The 17,503-nt window shown below is 65.1% G+C and carries 12 protein-coding genes; 4 read left to right on the top strand and 8 right to left on the bottom strand.

Annotated features, from left to right (window positions below; all coding sequences use genetic code 11):
* Window positions 1-18 precede the first annotated feature (18 nt).
* The 4 genes from J2X62_RS04775 to J2X62_RS04760 are packed head-to-tail and all read right to left on the bottom strand — an operon-like array spanning window position 19 to window position 7,823.
* A complete protein-coding gene (locus J2X62_RS04775) occupies window positions 19-2,904 on the bottom strand; it encodes an aminotransferase (RefSeq protein WP_310178011.1) in 2,886 nt (961 codons plus the stop codon).
* Window positions 2,897-4,558 (bottom strand): amidohydrolase, encoded by a 1,662-nt coding sequence (locus J2X62_RS04770; RefSeq protein ID WP_310178008.1) that lies wholly within the window; start codon window positions 4,556-4,558, stop codon window positions 2,897-2,899. Before J2X62_RS04770 ends, J2X62_RS04775 begins: the two co-directional genes overlap by 8 nt.
* Window positions 4,555-5,796, bottom strand: coding sequence for an MFS transporter (locus J2X62_RS04765; protein ID WP_310178005.1), 1,242 nt, complete (start codon window positions 5,794-5,796; stop codon window positions 4,555-4,557). Before J2X62_RS04765 ends, J2X62_RS04770 begins: the two co-directional genes overlap by 4 nt.
* 2 nt (window positions 5,797-5,798) lie before the next feature.
* Window positions 5,799-7,823 carry an amidase gene (locus J2X62_RS04760; protein ID WP_310178002.1) on the bottom strand — a complete coding sequence of 675 codons (2,025 nt, stop codon included), beginning with the start codon at window positions 7,821-7,823 and terminating at the stop codon, window positions 5,799-5,801.
* A 105-nt stretch (window positions 7,824-7,928) separates the two neighbouring features.
* Here J2X62_RS04760 and J2X62_RS04755 point away from each other — a divergent pair, with 105 nt between their 5' ends.
* The gene (locus J2X62_RS04755; RefSeq protein WP_027495692.1) at window positions 7,929-8,552 is read left to right on the top strand and encodes a TetR/AcrR family transcriptional regulator; all 624 of its coding nucleotides are present in this window, start codon (window positions 7,929-7,931) and stop codon (window positions 8,550-8,552) included.
* Between the two features lie 24 nt (window positions 8,553-8,576).
* Here the strand turns inward: J2X62_RS04755 and J2X62_RS04750 are convergent, their stop codons facing one another.
* Window positions 8,577-10,787: an EAL domain-containing protein gene (locus J2X62_RS04750; RefSeq protein WP_310178000.1), complete on the bottom strand. Its 2,211-nt coding sequence runs from the start codon at window positions 10,785-10,787 to the stop codon at window positions 8,577-8,579.
* A gap of 233 nt (window positions 10,788-11,020) precedes the next feature.
* Complete coding sequence (wrbA, locus tag J2X62_RS04745; protein WP_027495694.1) at window positions 11,021-11,620, bottom strand: NAD(P)H:quinone oxidoreductase; 600 nt, start codon at window positions 11,618-11,620, stop codon at window positions 11,021-11,023.
* Window positions 11,621-11,757: 137 nt separating this feature from the next.
* Between wrbA and J2X62_RS04740 the strand changes: the two genes are divergently transcribed.
* Complete coding sequence (locus J2X62_RS04740) at window positions 11,758-12,936, top strand: acyl-CoA dehydrogenase family protein (protein WP_027495695.1); 1,179 nt, start codon at window positions 11,758-11,760, stop codon at window positions 12,934-12,936.
* A gap of 29 nt (window positions 12,937-12,965) precedes the next feature.
* On the opposite strand, the gene J2X62_RS04735 is transcribed toward J2X62_RS04740, so the two are convergent.
* Window positions 12,966-13,571: an NAD(P)H-dependent oxidoreductase gene (locus J2X62_RS04735; RefSeq protein WP_027495696.1), complete on the bottom strand. Its 606-nt coding sequence runs from the start codon at window positions 13,569-13,571 to the stop codon at window positions 12,966-12,968.
* 79 nt (window positions 13,572-13,650) lie between these two features.
* Here J2X62_RS04735 and J2X62_RS04730 point away from each other — a divergent pair, with 79 nt between their 5' ends.
* Window positions 13,651-14,226: a TetR/AcrR family transcriptional regulator gene (locus J2X62_RS04730; protein WP_032381506.1), complete on the top strand. Its 576-nt coding sequence runs from the start codon at window positions 13,651-13,653 to the stop codon at window positions 14,224-14,226.
* Window positions 14,227-14,245: 19 nt separating this feature from the next.
* On the opposite strand, the gene J2X62_RS04725 is transcribed toward J2X62_RS04730, so the two are convergent.
* A complete protein-coding gene (locus J2X62_RS04725; RefSeq protein ID WP_310177987.1) occupies window positions 14,246-15,670 on the bottom strand; it encodes an amidase family protein in 1,425 nt (474 codons plus the stop codon).
* A 251-nt stretch (window positions 15,671-15,921) separates the two neighbouring features.
* Between J2X62_RS04725 and J2X62_RS04720 the strand changes: the two genes are divergently transcribed.
* The gene (locus tag J2X62_RS04720) at window positions 15,922-17,496 is read left to right on the top strand and encodes an AbgT family transporter (RefSeq protein ID WP_027495699.1); all 1,575 of its coding nucleotides are present in this window, start codon (window positions 15,922-15,924) and stop codon (window positions 17,494-17,496) included.
* The last annotated feature ends 7 nt before the right edge of the window (window positions 17,497-17,503 follow it).

Here is a 17,503-nt window from a genome sequence, read left to right as displayed (position 1 = left end):
GGACTTCGGACTGGCACATCACCAGCCGGTGGTCAGGACTCTGTTCAACGAGTCGACGAAGTAGTCGACCGATTCCTTCGAGACACACAGGGGCGGTTTGATCTTGAGCACGTTCTGGTGGTCGCCGGTCGGTTGCATGACGACTCCCAGTTCGAGGAGTCGATTGCAGATGGCCTCGGTTTCCTCGGTGGCGGGCTCGAGGGTGGAGTGGTCGCGGATGAATTCGAGTCCCAGGTACAACCCCGAGCCGTGCACCGTGCCCACGATGGGGTGCTCGGTCGCGAGGGCCTGCAGTCGAGACTTCAGGTGGCCACCGACCACACGCGCGTTCTCCTGCAACCCCTCTTGTTGGATGACGTCGAGCACGGCGAGACCGATCACCGACGACACCGGGGATCCGCCCGTGGAGGAGAAGAAGTAGCCACCGGTGCGATAGCGGTCGGCGATCTTTCGGGTGGTGACAACGACGCCGACGGGTTGGCCGGTACCGATGGATTTCGCGACTGCGATGACGTCGGGAATCGCCTGCTGCTGCTCGAAGCCCCAGAACCATTCGCCGAGTCGGCCGTAACCGACCTGCACTTCGTCGGAGATCGCGACGCCACCGTGCTTGCGGACGGCGGCGTAGACCTGCTGGAGGTAGCCGTCGGGAAGTGCGACTCCTCCGGCGTTGCCGTAGTAGGACTCGCAGATGAACCCGGCGGGGAGAGTGCCTGCCGCAGCCAGGTCGTCGATGAACTGTACGGCCTCGGGTGCGTACCTCGAGGCGTCGTCACCGCGGTGCTTTCCTCGGTAGGAGTTCGCGGCATCGACGGTGTGTACCCAGTCCGGCCGGGTGGCAAGGGCATTGGGATTGTCGGCTATCGAGGTCGAGACGGCGTCGCTGGCGAAGGTCCACCCGTGGTAGGCCTCTTTCATGGCCACGATGTCGGTACGTCCGGTCGCGGCCATCGCGATGCGGATGGCGAGATCGGTGGCCTCGGAACCGGAGTTGACGAAGAACACGGTGTCGAGTTCGTCGGGGAGGGTCGCGGTGATCCGTTCTGCGAATTCCGTGATCGCACGATAGTTGAAGCGCGAGTTGGTGTTCAGCAGTTGCATCTGCCGATGGGCGGCCGCCACCACCTTCGGGTGGGCATGGCCGACGGAGGCGACGTTGTTGACCATGTCGAGATAGACCCGGCCGTCGACATCGGCCAGGTACTCACGCCACCCCCGCTCGATGCGGGGCGGCTCCGCGTAGTAGTGCTCCTGGACCTCGGCGAGCAGCCGTTCGCGGCGCTCGAGGGTGTCGTCCTCGGGGGCGACGACGGTAGGGGGCAGCCCGAGTGCCGGCGCTGGGTCACCGGCGAGTACCGACCAACCGTGGGAGTACGAGGGCTCGACGCGCAGTGGTATCGGCCCCGAGTTCGATCGGGCGAGCTGGACGTCGATCGGTGTACGCGCCGGCAGCACAAGGGTATTCGGTGAGTTCGGTACGCCCACGAAGTGGGCGGCGTCGTCACCGAACGTGACGGTGATGCCGTCGTCGGTGTGCGTGGTGTAGCAGTCTGCAGGCACGTCGAGCGTGGTGTCCTGGGCGAGCCAGATGGTCAGCGCAGTGGAGATCGTGGCCGGCTCTGTGGGAGTGCGGCTGGGTCCACCGGTGAGTCGAGCAGACCACGCAGGTACCACTGCGGCGGGAGCGCCTGCATCGAGTGCGGCAAGCGCGGCGGCCGTCAGGGTGTGTCGGTCGAGCCAGCGCCCTTCGTCGTTGACGGTCGACGTGGTGCCCGCGTCGATGGTCACGGCGTCGGACATACCGGCGACCAACGGTTCGCCCTGCCATGTCGGTCGCGGCCGGGCGTCCAAACCCAGTGCCCGACGGATGGTTTCGGTCATCACGGCGCAGGGCACCGATGCTGCTTGGGTGAGGATGCGGAATTCGCGATCCAGCGCGGAGTCGGCGTACGAGTTCCCGGCGTCGAGGCGTACCTGCTGACGGCCGCTGAGTACGAGGACCACTCCGCGCAGGGTGACCAATGGCCACAGTGCCTCGATCTCGTTCTCGCTCAGCGGACGTGCGGCATGGAAGGCGCGGATGGCGGGCAGTGCGTCGACCGGCGCGAAGCCGTCGTGGTGCAGCAGCGAGGACAAGGTCACCGCAATTTCGTTGACCGCCCACGATCGACTGACATCGCCGAAGTCGATGACGGCGTCGGGGAGCGACCCGGGTGCCGTCGGCGCGAGAACGTTGTCGTCGGTGATGTCGAAGTGACCGAGTTGAAGTGGCAGGTCGGCCGACACCGAATGCAACTGGCGCAAGGCCGAGGCGGTGACGTCGGTGATGAAATCGCTGACATCCTGGTCCGGCTCGTCGGGCAACAGCGTCGCGATGACGCGATCGGCATGGCGCAGATCCCATTGCAGCACCCGGCCCGACGCCGGGTGGTCGACATCGGAGAGTGCAACGCTCACCTTTCCTGCGAGTTCACCCATCCGCGCGGTCGTGGCGGGGGAGAGATAGTTCGAGCCCATCAGCGTTGTGCCCGAGATGAATTCGATGACCCGGCCGTGGATGCGCCCCTGCGACGAGTTCCACCATGCGGACATAGGTCCGCGCGGGCCGACGACCACCTTCGGGGTACGCAGCGTCGGCTCTCGCTCGGCAACGATGCTTGCGGCGAGGTCCTGCAACTCGATCTCGGACTCGCTGAACACCGGGTTGCTGAGCTTGAGGACGCCGACCGGGGTGCGGCTGTCGATGTCGCGAACCACGAAGTTCTGGTCCTGCTGGCTGCCGAGTTCGGTGAGGGTGCATGCCAATCCGAAGTTTTCGTCCATCAGCCTACGGACCTCGTCGGACTCGAGGGTCGGCGTCGGTAGCTCGGGCTGGGCGAAGAAGTCGAACACGGTGTCAGACATGGGTTTCCTCGGTCTCTTTCTCGAACACGGTCTTGCCGCCGACGATGGTGCGCACGACCGACACAGCCAACAGACTGCCTCCGTCGAGTACGTCACCGTCCAGTACGACGAGGTCGGCGTACATGCCGGGTTGCACTCGACCGACCCGCGAATCGGCATCGAAGGACGCGGCGGAGTCGAATGTCGCGTGGCGTAGGGCGGCGTCGAGCGGCACCGCGAACTGCGGCTCGTTCGGTGGTAGCGAGTGGTCGGTGGCCGAGCGTCTCGTCGTGGCGATGTACAAATTCGCCAGCGCCTCGTGGGGCGCGGTCGGGGCATCGGTGCCGAACGCCAGGCGGGCCCCCGCAGCGGTGAACGACGTCCACGGGTAGCCGCGTTCGACGCGGTCGTCGCCCAACTGGGCGCGCCAGTTCGGTTGGATCGCAGGGTCGGAGTGCACCGGCTGTACCGATGCCGTGATGCCAAGCCGAGCCATTCGGTCGGGTGTCCGATCGCTGACGATTTCGAGGTGCTCGAGCCGCGGTCGCCGATCCCACGGCGGATTGACGTCGATCATCTCCTCGAGAACATCGAGGGCCATGTCGCTGGCCAGATCGCCGATGGCATGGATGGCCAGACGCAGGTGTGCAGCATCCGCGGCGACGACGACGGGTAGAAGGGCCTCGGCGCTCCACAGCAGGTCTCCGTTGGTGCCGTTGGCGTACGGGTAGTTCAACGCTGCGGTACACGCGTCGATCACACCGTCGAGTACGAGCTTGATACCGACGAGCTCGAGCCACGGTGTCGGGTCGTTCCGCAACTCGAGAACACGGTTCACCTGGTCCAGATTGCGCTGCGCGTCACCGGTATCGACGACGAGCCAATGTGCCGAGACACGGACCGGTAGCCGGCCTCCCGAGCGCTGCGCGACACCGCACAGCGCGCGCCAGCCGTCTTCGTCCATCCCCATATCGACGACCGAGGTGACACCGGCGGCCGCGAACGCGTCGAGCGCAAGCCCTATGTGTCGCTCTCGATCCTGGTTCGAGGTGACCGAAGACAGGAAGGCCCAACCCAATTCGTGCGCGGCGCGCTCGTACAGCATTCCGGCGGGTGAGCCGTCGGGGAGACGCGAGATTCGACCACCGGCCGGATCCGTTGTCGTCGCGTCGATTCCCATCGCTTCGAGTGCGGCGGTGTTGACCCAGATCGAGTGCATGTCGTTGGAGTCGAGGAACACCGGAATGTCCGAGACGACCTCGTCGAGCATGGCTGCGGTGGGTTCACCGTCGATGGCATCGAAGAGCCAGCCGCGGCCGCGCAGCATGGTCGCCTCGGAGCCGAGGGATTCTCGTGCGTCGACCAGCCGGCGTCGAATCTCCGCGAGATCGCCTGCGTCGGTGAGGGCTACGCTGCTGAGCCCGGCGCCGAGCCACAACAGGTGTACGTGCGAGTCGACGAATCCGGGGAGGACGAAGCGGCCTTCGAGGTCCTCCGTGACGTCGGCTGACGCCGCGTGTGTGGTGCCGGGCAGGTGCACCTCGGCGATGTGGTCGCCGTCGATCACCACACGATCGGCCTCGGCCAAGGTACCGTCGGCGACGGCCTCCAGGGTGCCGGAGGAACTGAGGATCCTGCCGTTCACCAGTGCGGTCCGGGTGGTCGGGGTTGTCATCGAGATGTCTCCTGCGGTAGCGAATCCGATTGCCGTGCTTGTTTTTCTGCCTGTTCGACGCGGGTGGACAATCGTGCGACGAGAACGACCGGTACGACCAACAACCAACTGGCCACGCCTACGACCCAGCCGAATGTGCTGTAGCCGAACGACTCCACGAGCCAACCACCGAACGCTGGAGCGAAACTGGTACCCACGAGATACACGCCGAGCGAGGGACCCGAGAATCTGCCGTTGGCATCCAGTGCGGCCGCGGTGGCGATGAAGAACAGGAAGGCCGCCAGGTACACCGAGTTCCACGCGACGAGGAGCACGCCGTACACCGTGGGATCGGTGGCGAGGGACGTACCGAGTTTCAGGGCACCACCGACGATCAGTAGGACCGCCATCGGAAGTGCGCGGCCCACCCGGTCGCCGAGCAGGATGAGCACGAGGGCGGCGAAGAATCCCCCTGCGCTGGATGCGCTGAGAACCACACCGAGTGCTGCGTCGCTCAGCTGCGCATTGTCTGCGCCCATGGTGCCTGCGATCGCCCAGAGTGAATCCTCGCTGATCGCCCACACCGCGTACATCACCAGCAGGGACATTCCGGCAACTGTGATGCGCCGCGTGCCGACCGAGGCGGGCGGCTCCACAGCCCGTCGCACCGGGTCGGGTGAGTCGAGTACGGGTGCGGCGGGCAACCAACCCGACGTCACCAGGAGAACGATCGCCAGAGCCGCGACGAATCCGTAGACACTGCCCAGGCCGACCCCGACCAGCGGGATCACCGCGAGGACGAGGGTCACGACGGCTCGGTTGACGAGTCCGTTGGCCGCCGACATCCTGTTGGGATTGCGCAGTGCCGCCAGAGCTGCTCCGCTCGCGGCCAGTGCGCCGCCGGCTCCCGCACCTCCGACGATGACGCCGACGACGGTGACGGTGGCACCGAGCGGGAACGCAGCGACACCGAATCCGAGTGCGGTCACCACGAGACCGACTCGGGCTACCGCGATCCGCCGCGACCCCTCGGCCAGTCGGGTGACGGCGATACAGGCCAGCGCGGTGGCGAGCAGCGAGCCCGTCATGATGGTCCCCGCCTCGGCGACGCTGACGTCGAGGGAGTCCTGGAGTGCGATCACCATGAACGGCAACAAGTTTGCGGTCAGCAGGCCGAGTACGGACATACCGAATGTCGACGTCGCTCGTCGAGTGTTCAGTGGAAGCCGGGTGGCGTCGGGCGTCAGTGGAATGGTCATGATCAGAGAGGCGATCCGTCGGTGGTCGCCATGGCACCGGCGACACCACCATCTGCGCAGCGGGCGACGGCGACGACGAGGGGACCGTACGGTGCCCGCCACTCACTGTGCAGGGTGTCGTACGAACCCGGCGGAATCGACACTGTCCCGGTGACGGCGCTGCCCGTCGTGTGGAGCGGCACCCTCACTCCGTCGACGAAAGCCTGTACGTCGTCGATGGAACCGCCGTCGATCCGGACGGCGAAGGTGAGTTCGTCGCCCGCGGAGCCCGGCCGAATCTGCACGTCGGTCACTGCGATGGAGGCATCCGAGTCACCGGCACCGACGATGCCGTCGAACACGTGCTCGTCGGTCAGTGCCGGGGTGCGTGCGGGAGCCACTCGTCGTGCCCCGAGGGCGTCGACGGAACGGGCGAGACGCAGCAGGGTCGAATCGGAGTAGGCAGCACCGGCCAGGGTCAAGCCGACCGGCATCGATGTGTCGCTCATCGACCCCATGGGAACGGTGACGGTGGGTATGCCGAGGTGGCGGGGCACGAGATTGCCGTTGGCCACCCAGACTCCGTTGCGCCAGGCGATGTCGGCGGACGCGACGTCGACATCGGCGTCGGCGGGGCCGACATCGGCGACGGCCGGAAAGACGACTGCGTCGAAGCGGTTGTCCTGCAACCACTTCTCGAAGTCGACGCGGCGGACCTCTTCCAATCCGCGCATGCCGGCCTCCACGGACGGAATGCGATCGAACGGCGTCACCCCTGCTTTCGCCATGGGAACGTAGTCCGCCAGATCGTAGGCCGTGTCGAACGGCAGAATGCCGTAGCGATCGGGTAGCGCGCCCGTGGGATGCGGGAAGATGCGCGCCCCGTCGGTCTCGGCCAGGCCGCGCAGGCCCGGCTGACCGTTCGCGGCCAGGAAGCTGTCGAACGCCCACACCGAGAGTTCTTCCAGCTCGCGTTCGAGGAACTCGGCGGGAACGAGACCGCGGTCGACCATGGTCTGCGAGTTCGGGTGCAGGCCTTCGTAGTTCTCCACGACGGGGAAGTCGGTGTCGATCACTTCTGCTCCTGCAGCCACCAGATCGTCACGCATGGTCTGCCACAGGGTCATCACCGAATCGCGGGTGTGGATCGGATATGCGCTGTCGGGATCGCCGTTGACGTACAGGCGAGGTACGGCGAGCCGGAGCCCCTGCAACGGCAGTGGCGGCAGATCGGTGAAGGACGTGGGCCGAACATCCGAGGCCGGGGGGATCGACACCCACTCCTGCATGCGCCACAGGTCGCCCTCGGTGACCGCGTCGTCGGCCACGACCACGTCCAGTAGGTGCAGTAGGTCGTCGACCGTACGGGCGTGCGGCACAACGACATCCATCGTGGGCACCAACGGCCAGTTGCCCCGCACCGAGATCACCCCGCGAGAGGGCGTGTAGGCGACGAGCGCATTGTTCGACGCGGGTGCGCGGCCCGAGGACCAGGTTTCCTCGGCGAGCCCGAAGGCAGCGAAACTCGCAGCTGTCGCCGTACCCGAGCCGTTGGAGGATCCCGAGCCGAACGCCGAGGTGAGAAACTCTGCGGAGTAGGGACTTTCGGCGCGTCCGTAGAGTCCGCGCTGCATTCCACCCGCTGCCATCGGCGGCATGTTGGTCAGGCCCAGGCAGATCGCGCCTGCCGCTCGCAGCTGGGCCACGGCGAAGGCGTCGTCGGTCGCGACGAGGGTCTCGAATGCGGGCGAGCCGGCCGTCACCGGAAGACCGCGCACCTTGTAGCTGGACTTGGCGGTGTAGGGAATTCCGTCCATCGGGCCGAGGGTCTGCCCAGCGCTCCGGCGCCGGTCGGCTGCGCGGGCTTCCTCGAACGCGTCGGGGTTCAGTACCGGGACGGCGTTGAGACTGATGCCGGTGCGGTCGTAGTGCCCGATTCGATTGAGGTAACGCGCTACCAGTTCGACGCTCGTCACAGTGCCCTCGGCGAGCGCGGCGGAAACGCCGGCGACATCGGCCTCGACCACGGTGAAGGAAGAAGAAGTCATGACAGAACTAAAACACACACTGTCGGTTTTGGGAACGGGTGAATCGAAAAAAATCCCGACATGCAAGGCTGTCCGTACTCGACGACCGCCCGAGAGGAGGCGACCATGGCACGACCACCTCGCGCCATTCTCAGCCGTGACCTGATCGCCCGCACCGCATTGGCCCTGGTCGATCGGCACGGAGCCGACGGTGCGAGCATGCGGGGCGTGGCGCTGAAATTGGGCGTGAACCCCACTTCCCTCTACAACCACGTCGCCGACCGCGCGGCGATGATCGAAGACGTCCGAGCTCTGGTCTCGGCCCGAATCGACTCGGCACCGCTACGCGAATTGCCGTGGGAGGAGGGCCTCGTCGAATGGGCAAGGTCCTATCGATTGGCGTTCGCGGAGCATCACCGCGCCGTTCCCCTCCTCATGACCACACGCGCATCGACCCCGGTGCTGTTGGCGGAGTACGAGGATTTCTCTGTTGCCGCAGAGGCGGTGGGCTGGGAGAGCAGGGACGTGTTGCCTCTGCTGACCGCGTTCGAATCGTTCATCCTCGGCAGTGTCCTCGACATGTCCGGCCCGAGTGTCGTATTCGATCCTGCCGGCCAGGAGGAGGCTTTCCCGCGGTTGGCCGCGGCCTACGAGACCGTCCAGCACGAGGATGCCGACGATCCCATTGCCACCCGCGCCTTCGAGATGGGTCTGGCGATGCTCGTCGCATCGGCGCGCCCACGGCGGTGAGATCGAGACCCGTGTTCGACGCGCTCAGCGTTGTCGCGCTGCGCTGTGACGGGACAGCAGTAGTGCCGTGTGCTCGGCGTCGACGGGCCGACCCAGAAGGAATCCTTGCACCAGATGGCATCCGGCTGCGGTGAGGGCGTCGAGTTGCGCCTGCGTCTCGACGCCTTCGCCCACGACGGTCACGCCGTAGGCTTTCGCCAGTGACACGATGGCGGTCAACACTTCTCGTCCTCGCTCGGTGTCGAGAGCGTCGATGTACGTTCGGTCGATCTTGAAGCTGCCGATCACCGGGAATCGTTCGAGGTAGGCCAGGCTGCTGTAGCCCTTCCCGACATCGTCGAGTGACAACGCAACTCCCATCTCGTGGAGTCTCGCCAAATTGGACGCAACCGTGCCGGTGTCGGCGAGCCATTCCGTCTCGGTGAGTTCGAGAACGACGCCGTCAGCGTGCGCACCTGTGGTGAGCAGGGCGGCAGCCACTCGATCGGGAAAGGCCGGGTCGCGCAGTTGCAGCGCGCTGATGTTGACGCGCATGCCGACGCAGCCCAGCCCGCGCCAGTCGACGAGTTGTCGACAGGCGGTGGTGAGGGCCCAATCGTCGAGAAGCGTTGCCACACCCGTGCGTTCGGCCACGGCAACGAATTCGGACGGTTCGATGGGACCGAGATTCGGGTGCTGCCAACGCGCCAGAGCTTCGACGGAAACGATGTGTCCGGTCTCGACGTCGATCACGGGTTGGTAGTCCAGTGTGAGGTCGCCGGAGTCCACGGCGCGGCGCAGGTCCACCGACATGGAGCGCACCCGGTCGGCGTCGTAGAGGTCGCTGGAGTCGAAGACGGCGTGCCCGGCCCTGGTGTCCTTGGCGCGGTACATCGCCAGGTCGGCCGATCGAAGGAGCTCGCGTCGGGTCGAGCCCGCAGTGGACACCGCAACTCCGATGCTGGCGCTCACCGGAATCGGGTCGTCGCCCTCGTCTTCCGCGGTAGGGGCCGCGAGAGCGGAACGGATGCACTCGGCGACGCGTTCGGCATGTGCGACGTCGTCGATGTGATTGCAGATCATCAGGAATTCGTCGCCGCCGAGCCTGGCCACGGTATCGCCAGGTCTCGCGGTCGCGGCCAGGCGGCGTGAGAAGTGCACGAGTGCGCGGTCTCCGACGTCGTGGCCGAGGCTGTCGTTGATGATCTTGAAATCGTCGACGTCGAGCAACAGCAGGGCCACTCGGCCGCCGGTGTCCGCGACCTGTGCGAGCGCAGTGTCGATCGCGTCGTACGCCACCGCCCGATTCGGCAGTTCGGTCAAGGGATCGTGCGCGCTGCGCCAGCGCAGCTCGCGGTCGAGTTCCACTCGTTCGAGTGCAGCGGAGAGCACTCCGGCGACTGCGGAGACGAATGCGATGTCTCCGTCGCCGAAAACGTGTGGTTCTCGGCCGAACAGGATCAGTACGCCCCACAGCCCGGCACCGATGGTGATCGGAACGGCGGCACCGCTGCGAAAGCCCAGGGCAGCCATGGCCGAGGTGTCGAATCGTGTTTCGGATTCGACGTCGGAACACACGGTGATCGCCCTTCGCGCCAAGGCATAACCGGTCAACGACCCGTCGCCGGTGGCAAGCACGAAATCGTGTGGGAGCGTGCGGGTGATCGCGTCGACGGACAGAAGCGGGTCGGTCGAGTCCTCCGAACGTCGGGCCAGGGCCGCAGACTCGACGCCCACCAACTTGGCCGCCGTGCTCGTGGCCGCGGTCAGCACAGTATCGAAGTCCGCCGTGACGGCAAGTGCGCTCAATTCGGCCAGTGCCCGTTGCTCGACTGCGATTCTCTCCGCCGATACAGCCGCGGCCAGCAGGTCCAGATCACGCTGGTGGCCACGGGTGCGGTCGCGGACGATGGTGGCGATCAGGTCGGGTTCTCGCCCGGAACGTCGAACGACGAACGTGGACAGGGCAACGGGAATGCCCGCGCCGGAGACGAAGTGGCGTAATTCGGTACGGCCCTGCCAGTGACCGGTCGTCTGCAATGCATGTTCGACGTCACCGGAGACTTCGAGCCCGCGGGCGGTGAAGAAATCTGCTGTGGACAGGCCTGACGACGGTAGTTCTTCCAGGCCGACCAGGCGGAGGCCGACCGGATTGACGTCGATCACGCTGCCGGAGAACGCGGACAGGGCCACCATGTCGGGGGATTCGTCGAACAGGGCGCGGAGAACGAGCGGATCGAAGCCGGGATCGTTCATCGATGTCCGTTTCGCACTCGTCGCAGCGACGAGTCGGTGGGCGACGCCACCGACCGATCGCAGAAGTCAGCGGAGTTGCTGTTCCCTGCACACAGCATGGCGGTGCACGCCCGAGATGACAAACACGCCGTTTGTCATCACGCATGTACTACGTCCGGGTCCGCACTGGCGATGTGCGGACCCGGACGCGAACGCGAATCGGGCGGTCTTCTCGAGGTGAGGAGAGCCGGCCTCTATTTCGCCAGAGCCTCGGCGATGGTGACGACGCGCGTGGCCATGTGGGTCAGCGCTGCGGTGGTCGCGTCGTCCAGTTCGTTCTTGTTCTCGGGTCCGGTGACGTGGCTGACGCCGTAGGGGTTGCCGTCGGCGAACTTCAGTCCGTCGGTGTATCCGGGCGGAACCAGGACGCCGCCGAAGTGCATCAGTGAGGTGTAGAGACCGATGAGCGTGGTCTCCTGGCCGCCGTGCGCGGTCTGGCTCGAGGTGAAGGCGGCGTATGCCTTGTTCGCAAGTTCACCCTTGGCCCAGTAGCCGCCGAGCGAGTCCATGAAGTTCTGGAACGGTGCTGCAGTGCTACCGAAACGCGTCGGAGATCCGAGGATGACGCCATCGGCCCAGACGATGTCGTCGCCGCTGGCAGCGGGAAGATCCTTGGTTGCCTCGTAGTTGGCGGACCAGGCGGGGTTCTCGGCGAAGGTGCTGGGGTCGCGCGTCTCCGCGATGTGCCGCACGCGTACTTCGGCTCCAGCCGCCGTCGCTGCGTCGGCGAGCTTGTTCGCCATCGTGGATCCGTGGCCGGTTGCGGAGTAGTAGATGATTGCGATCTTCGTCATCGATGAGACCTTTCGTCGGGTGGACATCCGAAGTAGTTGCGATGTCAACTGTATTCGATGGTACCCACTATGATTGTTGTGTCAACTACTCGCGGTTGTTGGTTGTCCGATCCGTGGGCAGCGTCGATAGTGGTGCCATGACCGTGCGCAATGCCGAGGTACCCGACGACGTCTTCGCGGACGTGAAGAAGCAGGTCTCCCAGTTCGTCCGATCGCGGGTGGTTCCGCGTGAACTCGAGATCATGAACGCCGATTCGATTCCCGACGATCTCCGGAGACAGTCCGCCGAGATGGGGTTGTTCGGATACGCGATTCCGCAAGAGTTCGGTGGTCTCGGCCTGAACTTGATTCAGGATGTCGAGATTGCCATGGAGCTCGGCTACACCACACTGTCGTTGCGGTCGATGTTCGGCACCAACAACGGAATCGCGGGCCAGGTGCTCGTCGGGTTCGGCACCGACGAGCAGAAGGCAACGTGGTTGCCCGGCATGGCGGCCGGCGACGTCGTCGCGTCGTTCGCGTTGACCGAGGACGGTGCCGGCTCGAACCCGGCAGGGCTGAGAACGACGGCAGTAGTGGACGGTACTGGCTGGATCATCAGCGGAAGCAAGCGCTACATCACCAATGCGCCCATCGCGGACCTGTTCGTCGTGTTCGCGCGAGTGGACCCGAAGCCGAACAGCGGCAACGGGATCGCGGTGTTTCTGGTCCCCGCCGACGCTGCGGGTGTCGAGGTCGGTGACAAGGACGCGAAGATGGGTCAGCAGGGAGCAGGAACCGCGGATGTGACGTTCACCGACGTCGAGGTCGACGCCGACGCTCTGGTGGGCGGCAACGGTGACATCGGATACCGGGCGGCGATGACGTCGTTGGCGCGTGGCCGCGTCCACATCGCAGCGCTCGCCGTCGGTCAAGCGCAGCGTGCCCTGGACGAATCCGTCTCCTACGCTGCGTCTTCCACGCAGGGTGGCGAGCCCATCGGCAATCATCAACTCGTCCAGGCGATGATCGCCGACCAGCAGACGGGAGTCATGGCAGGCCGGGCCATGGTGCGTGAGGCTGCCCGAGCCTGGGTGGAAAACACCGATCGACGGATCGCGCCGTCGGCGGTGAAGCTGTTCTGCACCGAGATGGTCGGCACAGTTGCCGACCTCGCGGTCCAGATCCACGGCGGCGCAGGATATATGCGCGGCGTTCCCGTCGAGCGAATCTATCGAGATGTCCGTCTTCTCCGCCTGTACGAGGGCACGAGCGAAATTCAGCGGCTGATCGTCGGCGGCGGTTTGATCCGTGCCGAGCAGAAGCGGAATCGCTGACCACCCTCGTCCCGCGTGGCGGTGGCAGGTCAGGTGAGCGCGCGCTGCGCGGCGACCCGGTCTGCGACCGTGCTGCCGATAGCGGAGATCTCGGTAGCGAGTTCCGCGCGACTCCTGGTGTCCGACCCGTATACGAAGTTCGTGGATCCCACTGTGGCACCGCAGTATTCGATGATGCCGCGCTCGATCTGCGTTCGAATGGCCTGATGGACGCCATGGCGCTCGAAGCTGTCTGCATCGTCTCCCGCGACGACGACCAGATGGATTGTGAGTCGGTCCAGCTTCTTCACGAATACTCTGTCCCCGTATTCATAGGCCCAGCCCTCGACGAACACGCGGTCGATCCAGCCTTTCAATAGTGCGGGCATCGACCACCAGTACATCGGGAAGACGAGAATCAGGTGTTCGGCGCGGTCGATCCGTGTCTGCTCCTCGGCTACATCGGACGGTGTGCTTCCGTTTCCGCGAAACAGGCTCAGATCTGCAGCCGAAAATCGTGGATCGAAGCTCTCTGCGGCGAGATCTGCGGTCTCCACGGTGGTGCCGGTGGATCGGATGGCCTCGACTACGGAGTGAGCGACCTGATGGGTCAGAGAGTGCGGGTCGGGATGGGAGACTACGACGAGCGTGTTCATGGCTGTTCCTTCGGCTGGGGAAGATCGGCTATGTACCAACAGTAGGTTACTATTAGTACATAAGCAAGGAGGTGGCGGAATGGCACGGACGAGGCTGTCGCGCTCCGATCGAAACGCCCAGTTGATCGAGGTGTCCTGGGCTCTCGTACGCGCCGAGGGGGCCGACGCGTTGACTCTCGGACGGCTCGCAGAGCATGCCGGTGTCGCGAAACCGGTGGTGTACAGCCACTTTGCCTCCCGCGCCGAACTTCTTGCCGCTCTGTTCACCGAATTCGATGCCAGGCAGGCGGCGATGCTCGAGGAATCTCTCGACTCGGCACCCATGACGGTCCGCGGTCGGGCGAAGGCCATTGCCGACTCCTACGTGGGGTGCACATTGGCCCAGGGGAGGGAATTGACGGGTGTGCTTGCGGCACTCGAAGGTTCGCCCGAACTCGAACAGGTCAAGCGCACCGCCGAGCGCGCCTACTTCGAGCGGTGTCGGGAGATTCTGCGTCCGTTCACCGATGCCGACGGCATGTCCACGCCATCTCTGACCGCCGTCTTCGGTGCCGCAGACGCGTTGTCCCACGGTGCCGTATCCGGGTCACTCACACCGGCCGAAGCGATCGGGGAGTTGACCGATCTGATCGTCGCCGCGGTCGCCAGGTCCTGAACTCGGCCCGCCGGATCTGTCAGACGGTGGCGGCCGCCGATTCGGGCGCACGACGGTGGAATGCCGTCTCGGCTTCGAATGCATGCGCTACCCGGAGCAGCAGGTGATCGGCGCGGTCGGCGGTGACGATCTGCAATCCAACCGGAAGACCGGAGGAGCTGAAGCCGCCGGGCATCGACAGTGACGGTAGGCCTGTCGCCGAGATCAGCGAAGCGGCCCGCATCCAATCGAGGTAGTTGTTCATCGGGGTGCCGTCGACGACGGCGGGGTACTCCTCGTCCGCGGGGAACGGAAGTACCTGAACGGCAGGCGCGATCAATACGTCGTATCGCGAGAAGAACTGCCGCACTGCAGTATCAAGATTCTTGCGAGCGGTGTTGGCGGAGATCATGTCTCGTGTCGTGAGCGCCATTCCCTTGTCGACGTTCCACTGCACGGCGCTCTTCATGCGGTGCCGGTGTTCGTCCAACAGGTGCCCGTAGGCGGTGGCGAAGTCGAAGGCACGCGTCGTCTGGAACACCTCGTCCGCGTCGGACAGGTCCGGGCAATCGACGTCCACACTGGCACCGAGTTGCTCGAACACGTGCAGTCGGCGGCTCAGGACGTCGATCACCTCACGGTCGACGGGTACGCCGAGACCGAAATCCGTTGTCCACGCTACTTTCAGCCCACGCAGCGAGCCGGCCTCCTCCGAGCGGTACGAGTCGTCGAGCGGGAGACCACGAGGGCTGGACGAATCCGGACCGGCGAGTGCGCGCATCAGAAAGCGCACGTCCTCGATGTCGTGCGCGAGCACGCCCTGCCGAGCGATCCAGGCCCACGGGTTCTTGGCGGGCAGCATCGGAATTCGGCCCAACGACGGCCGGTATCCGACGAGGTTGCAGAACGATCCCGGAGTGCGCAGCGACCCGCCCATGTCCGACCCGTCGCCCGCCGGTTGTATCCCGGCGGCGATGGCGGCGGCGGCACCGCCACTGCTGCCGCCGGCACTGCGAGTCGGATCGTACGGATTGGTGGTGGTACCGAACAGCGGATTGAAAGTGTGTGAGCCTGCAGCGAATTCGGGAACGTTGGATTTGCCGGTGGTGTTGACACCTGCGCGCTTGAGGCGGGCGATGATGCCCGAGTCCTCGGTGGGGATGTTGTCGGCCAGAATGGGCGAGCCGAAAGTCGTGCGCAGACCGGCGGTCAGGTGATTGTCCTTGTGCGTCATCGGGACGCCGTGCAGAACGGGCAGTGCCTCGCCGGACACCGTTGCGCGGTCTGCTGCACTCGCACGTTCGGTCGCCCCATCGATGTCGAAGGTCACGATCGCGTTGACGACAGGGTTGAAGTCGTCGATGCGAGCCAGATGCGACTCGAGCGCCTCGCGGGCCGAGATCTCGCGATCGCGGATGTGTGCCGCGAGCGCGCGCAGGGACAGTGACTGAATGTCGCCGGTCATGAAACTCCTCGCTTCGATCCGGATCGGCCGGAGTTGTTGTCGGAAGCCTGTTTCAAGACTGCACCACCGCGCTGAGCCCACCGGGCTATCGTCGTCCATTGAGCGTTTTCGCCGTTGGATTGGCGGTTTCGCTCAGACGGCCGAAAATTTCACACATGCAACATATCGGCAACGTGAACCGACTTGAGTGAGCAGGACATCCGAGCCCGGGGCTCGGTCGCAATCCGACGGTATGCGAAAGAGAGTCAATCATGTCCAGTCAGATCGACGGTCCACCGGCAACTGCGGATGCGCCCGAAGCACGAATGCCCTGGGGACTGAAGACACTGTTCCGTCTTGTGTCCAGCATCGAACGCGTCGGCAACAAACTGCCGCACCCCTTCCTGTTGTTCTGGCTTCTGGCCGCAGTGCTGGCAGTGGTCAGCGCGATCCTCGCCGCACTGGGCACCGGGGTGGTGCTACCCAGCACCGGTGAGGTGTCGATGGTTCGCAGCCTGCTCAGCAGTGACGGCGTAGCCATGATCTTCGGAACGGCACTGGACAACTTCGCGGGGTTCGCGCCGCTCCCCATCATCGTGACCGTCATCCTCGGTGTGTCCGTCGCCGAGCATTCCGGTGTGCTCACCACGCTGCTGCGCGCCACCATCGTGAAGCTGCCCGCCAAGTGGGTGACGTTCTCGGTTGCCTTCGCCGGGACCATGTCTCACGTCATGTTCGACGCGGCATTCATCGTCGTCCTTCCGCTGGCGGCAATGGCGTTCAAGGCAGCGGGCCGAAGTCCTGTACTGGGCATGATGGTGGCGTTCGTCGCCATCGCCGGTGGCTACAACGCGTCACCGTTGATCACACCCAGCGATGCCATCATGTCGTCGTTGACGACCTCCGCCGCTCAGATCGTCGATGCCGATTACAGCGTGACCCCGGTGGACAACTACTTCTTCAGTCTCGCGTCGTCACTGGTGATTTCGATCTTCATCACCCTGGTGGTGGAGTTGGTGATGGCCAAGCACATGAATCTCGATGCCGACGAGGGCGTCGAGGACGGCGCAGAAAAGCTGGCACTCGATCTCGAGCCGATCGAGAAGAAGGGAATGCGCCGCGCCGGAGCAGCTTTGGCGGTGTACGTGGCCGTCGTCGTCGCCGCCCTGCTTCCTCCCTCGTCGCCGCTGCGTGGTGAGGACGGCGGGTTCGTGCAGTCGATCGTGCTGCAGAACATCGCGTTCTTCATCGCGATCGCCTTCGTCCTGGTCGGATGGGTGTACGGACGCACCACCGGCAGTCTTCGGCAGCTCCGTGAGATTCCGGAATCGATGGCCGTCGGCATCAAGACCCTTGCTCCGATCCTGGTGCTGTTCTTCGCGATTTCGCAGTTCCTCGCCTACTTCAAGTGGACCGGCATCGGCAACGTCGTTGCGGTCGAGGGCGCGGAACTGCTGAAAGCCGGGGGATTACACCCCCTCGTGGTGTTCGCCATGATGCTGGTGCTGATCTCGGTGATGAACCTGCTCGTCACCAGTGGTTCGGCCATGTGGTCGATGCTGGCCCCGGTTCTCGTGCCGATGCTCATGTACATCGACGTCAACCCCGAAACCACCCAGGCCGTCTACCGAATCGCCGATTCCTGCACCAACGCGATGACCCCGATGTCGGCCTACTTCGTGCTCACCCTCGGACTCATCCAGCGCTACAAGAAGAATGCAGGCATCGGTACCCTCGCCTCGTTCACCATCCCTGTCGCGCTGGGCATGCTGATCGTGTGGGCGGCGTTGTTCGCAGTCTGGTACATGCTCGGCATCCCGCTCGGCCCCGGCGCACCGATCCGTTGACCGCAGT

The sequence above is a fragment of the Rhodococcus sp. 3258 genome, assembly GCF_031456475.1.
Classification (GTDB): Bacteria; Actinomycetota; Actinomycetes; order Mycobacteriales; family Mycobacteriaceae; genus Rhodococcoides; species Rhodococcoides fascians.
Note: the sequence above shows the minus strand (reverse complement) of the source record. Positions and strands in the feature narration are given on the sequence as shown.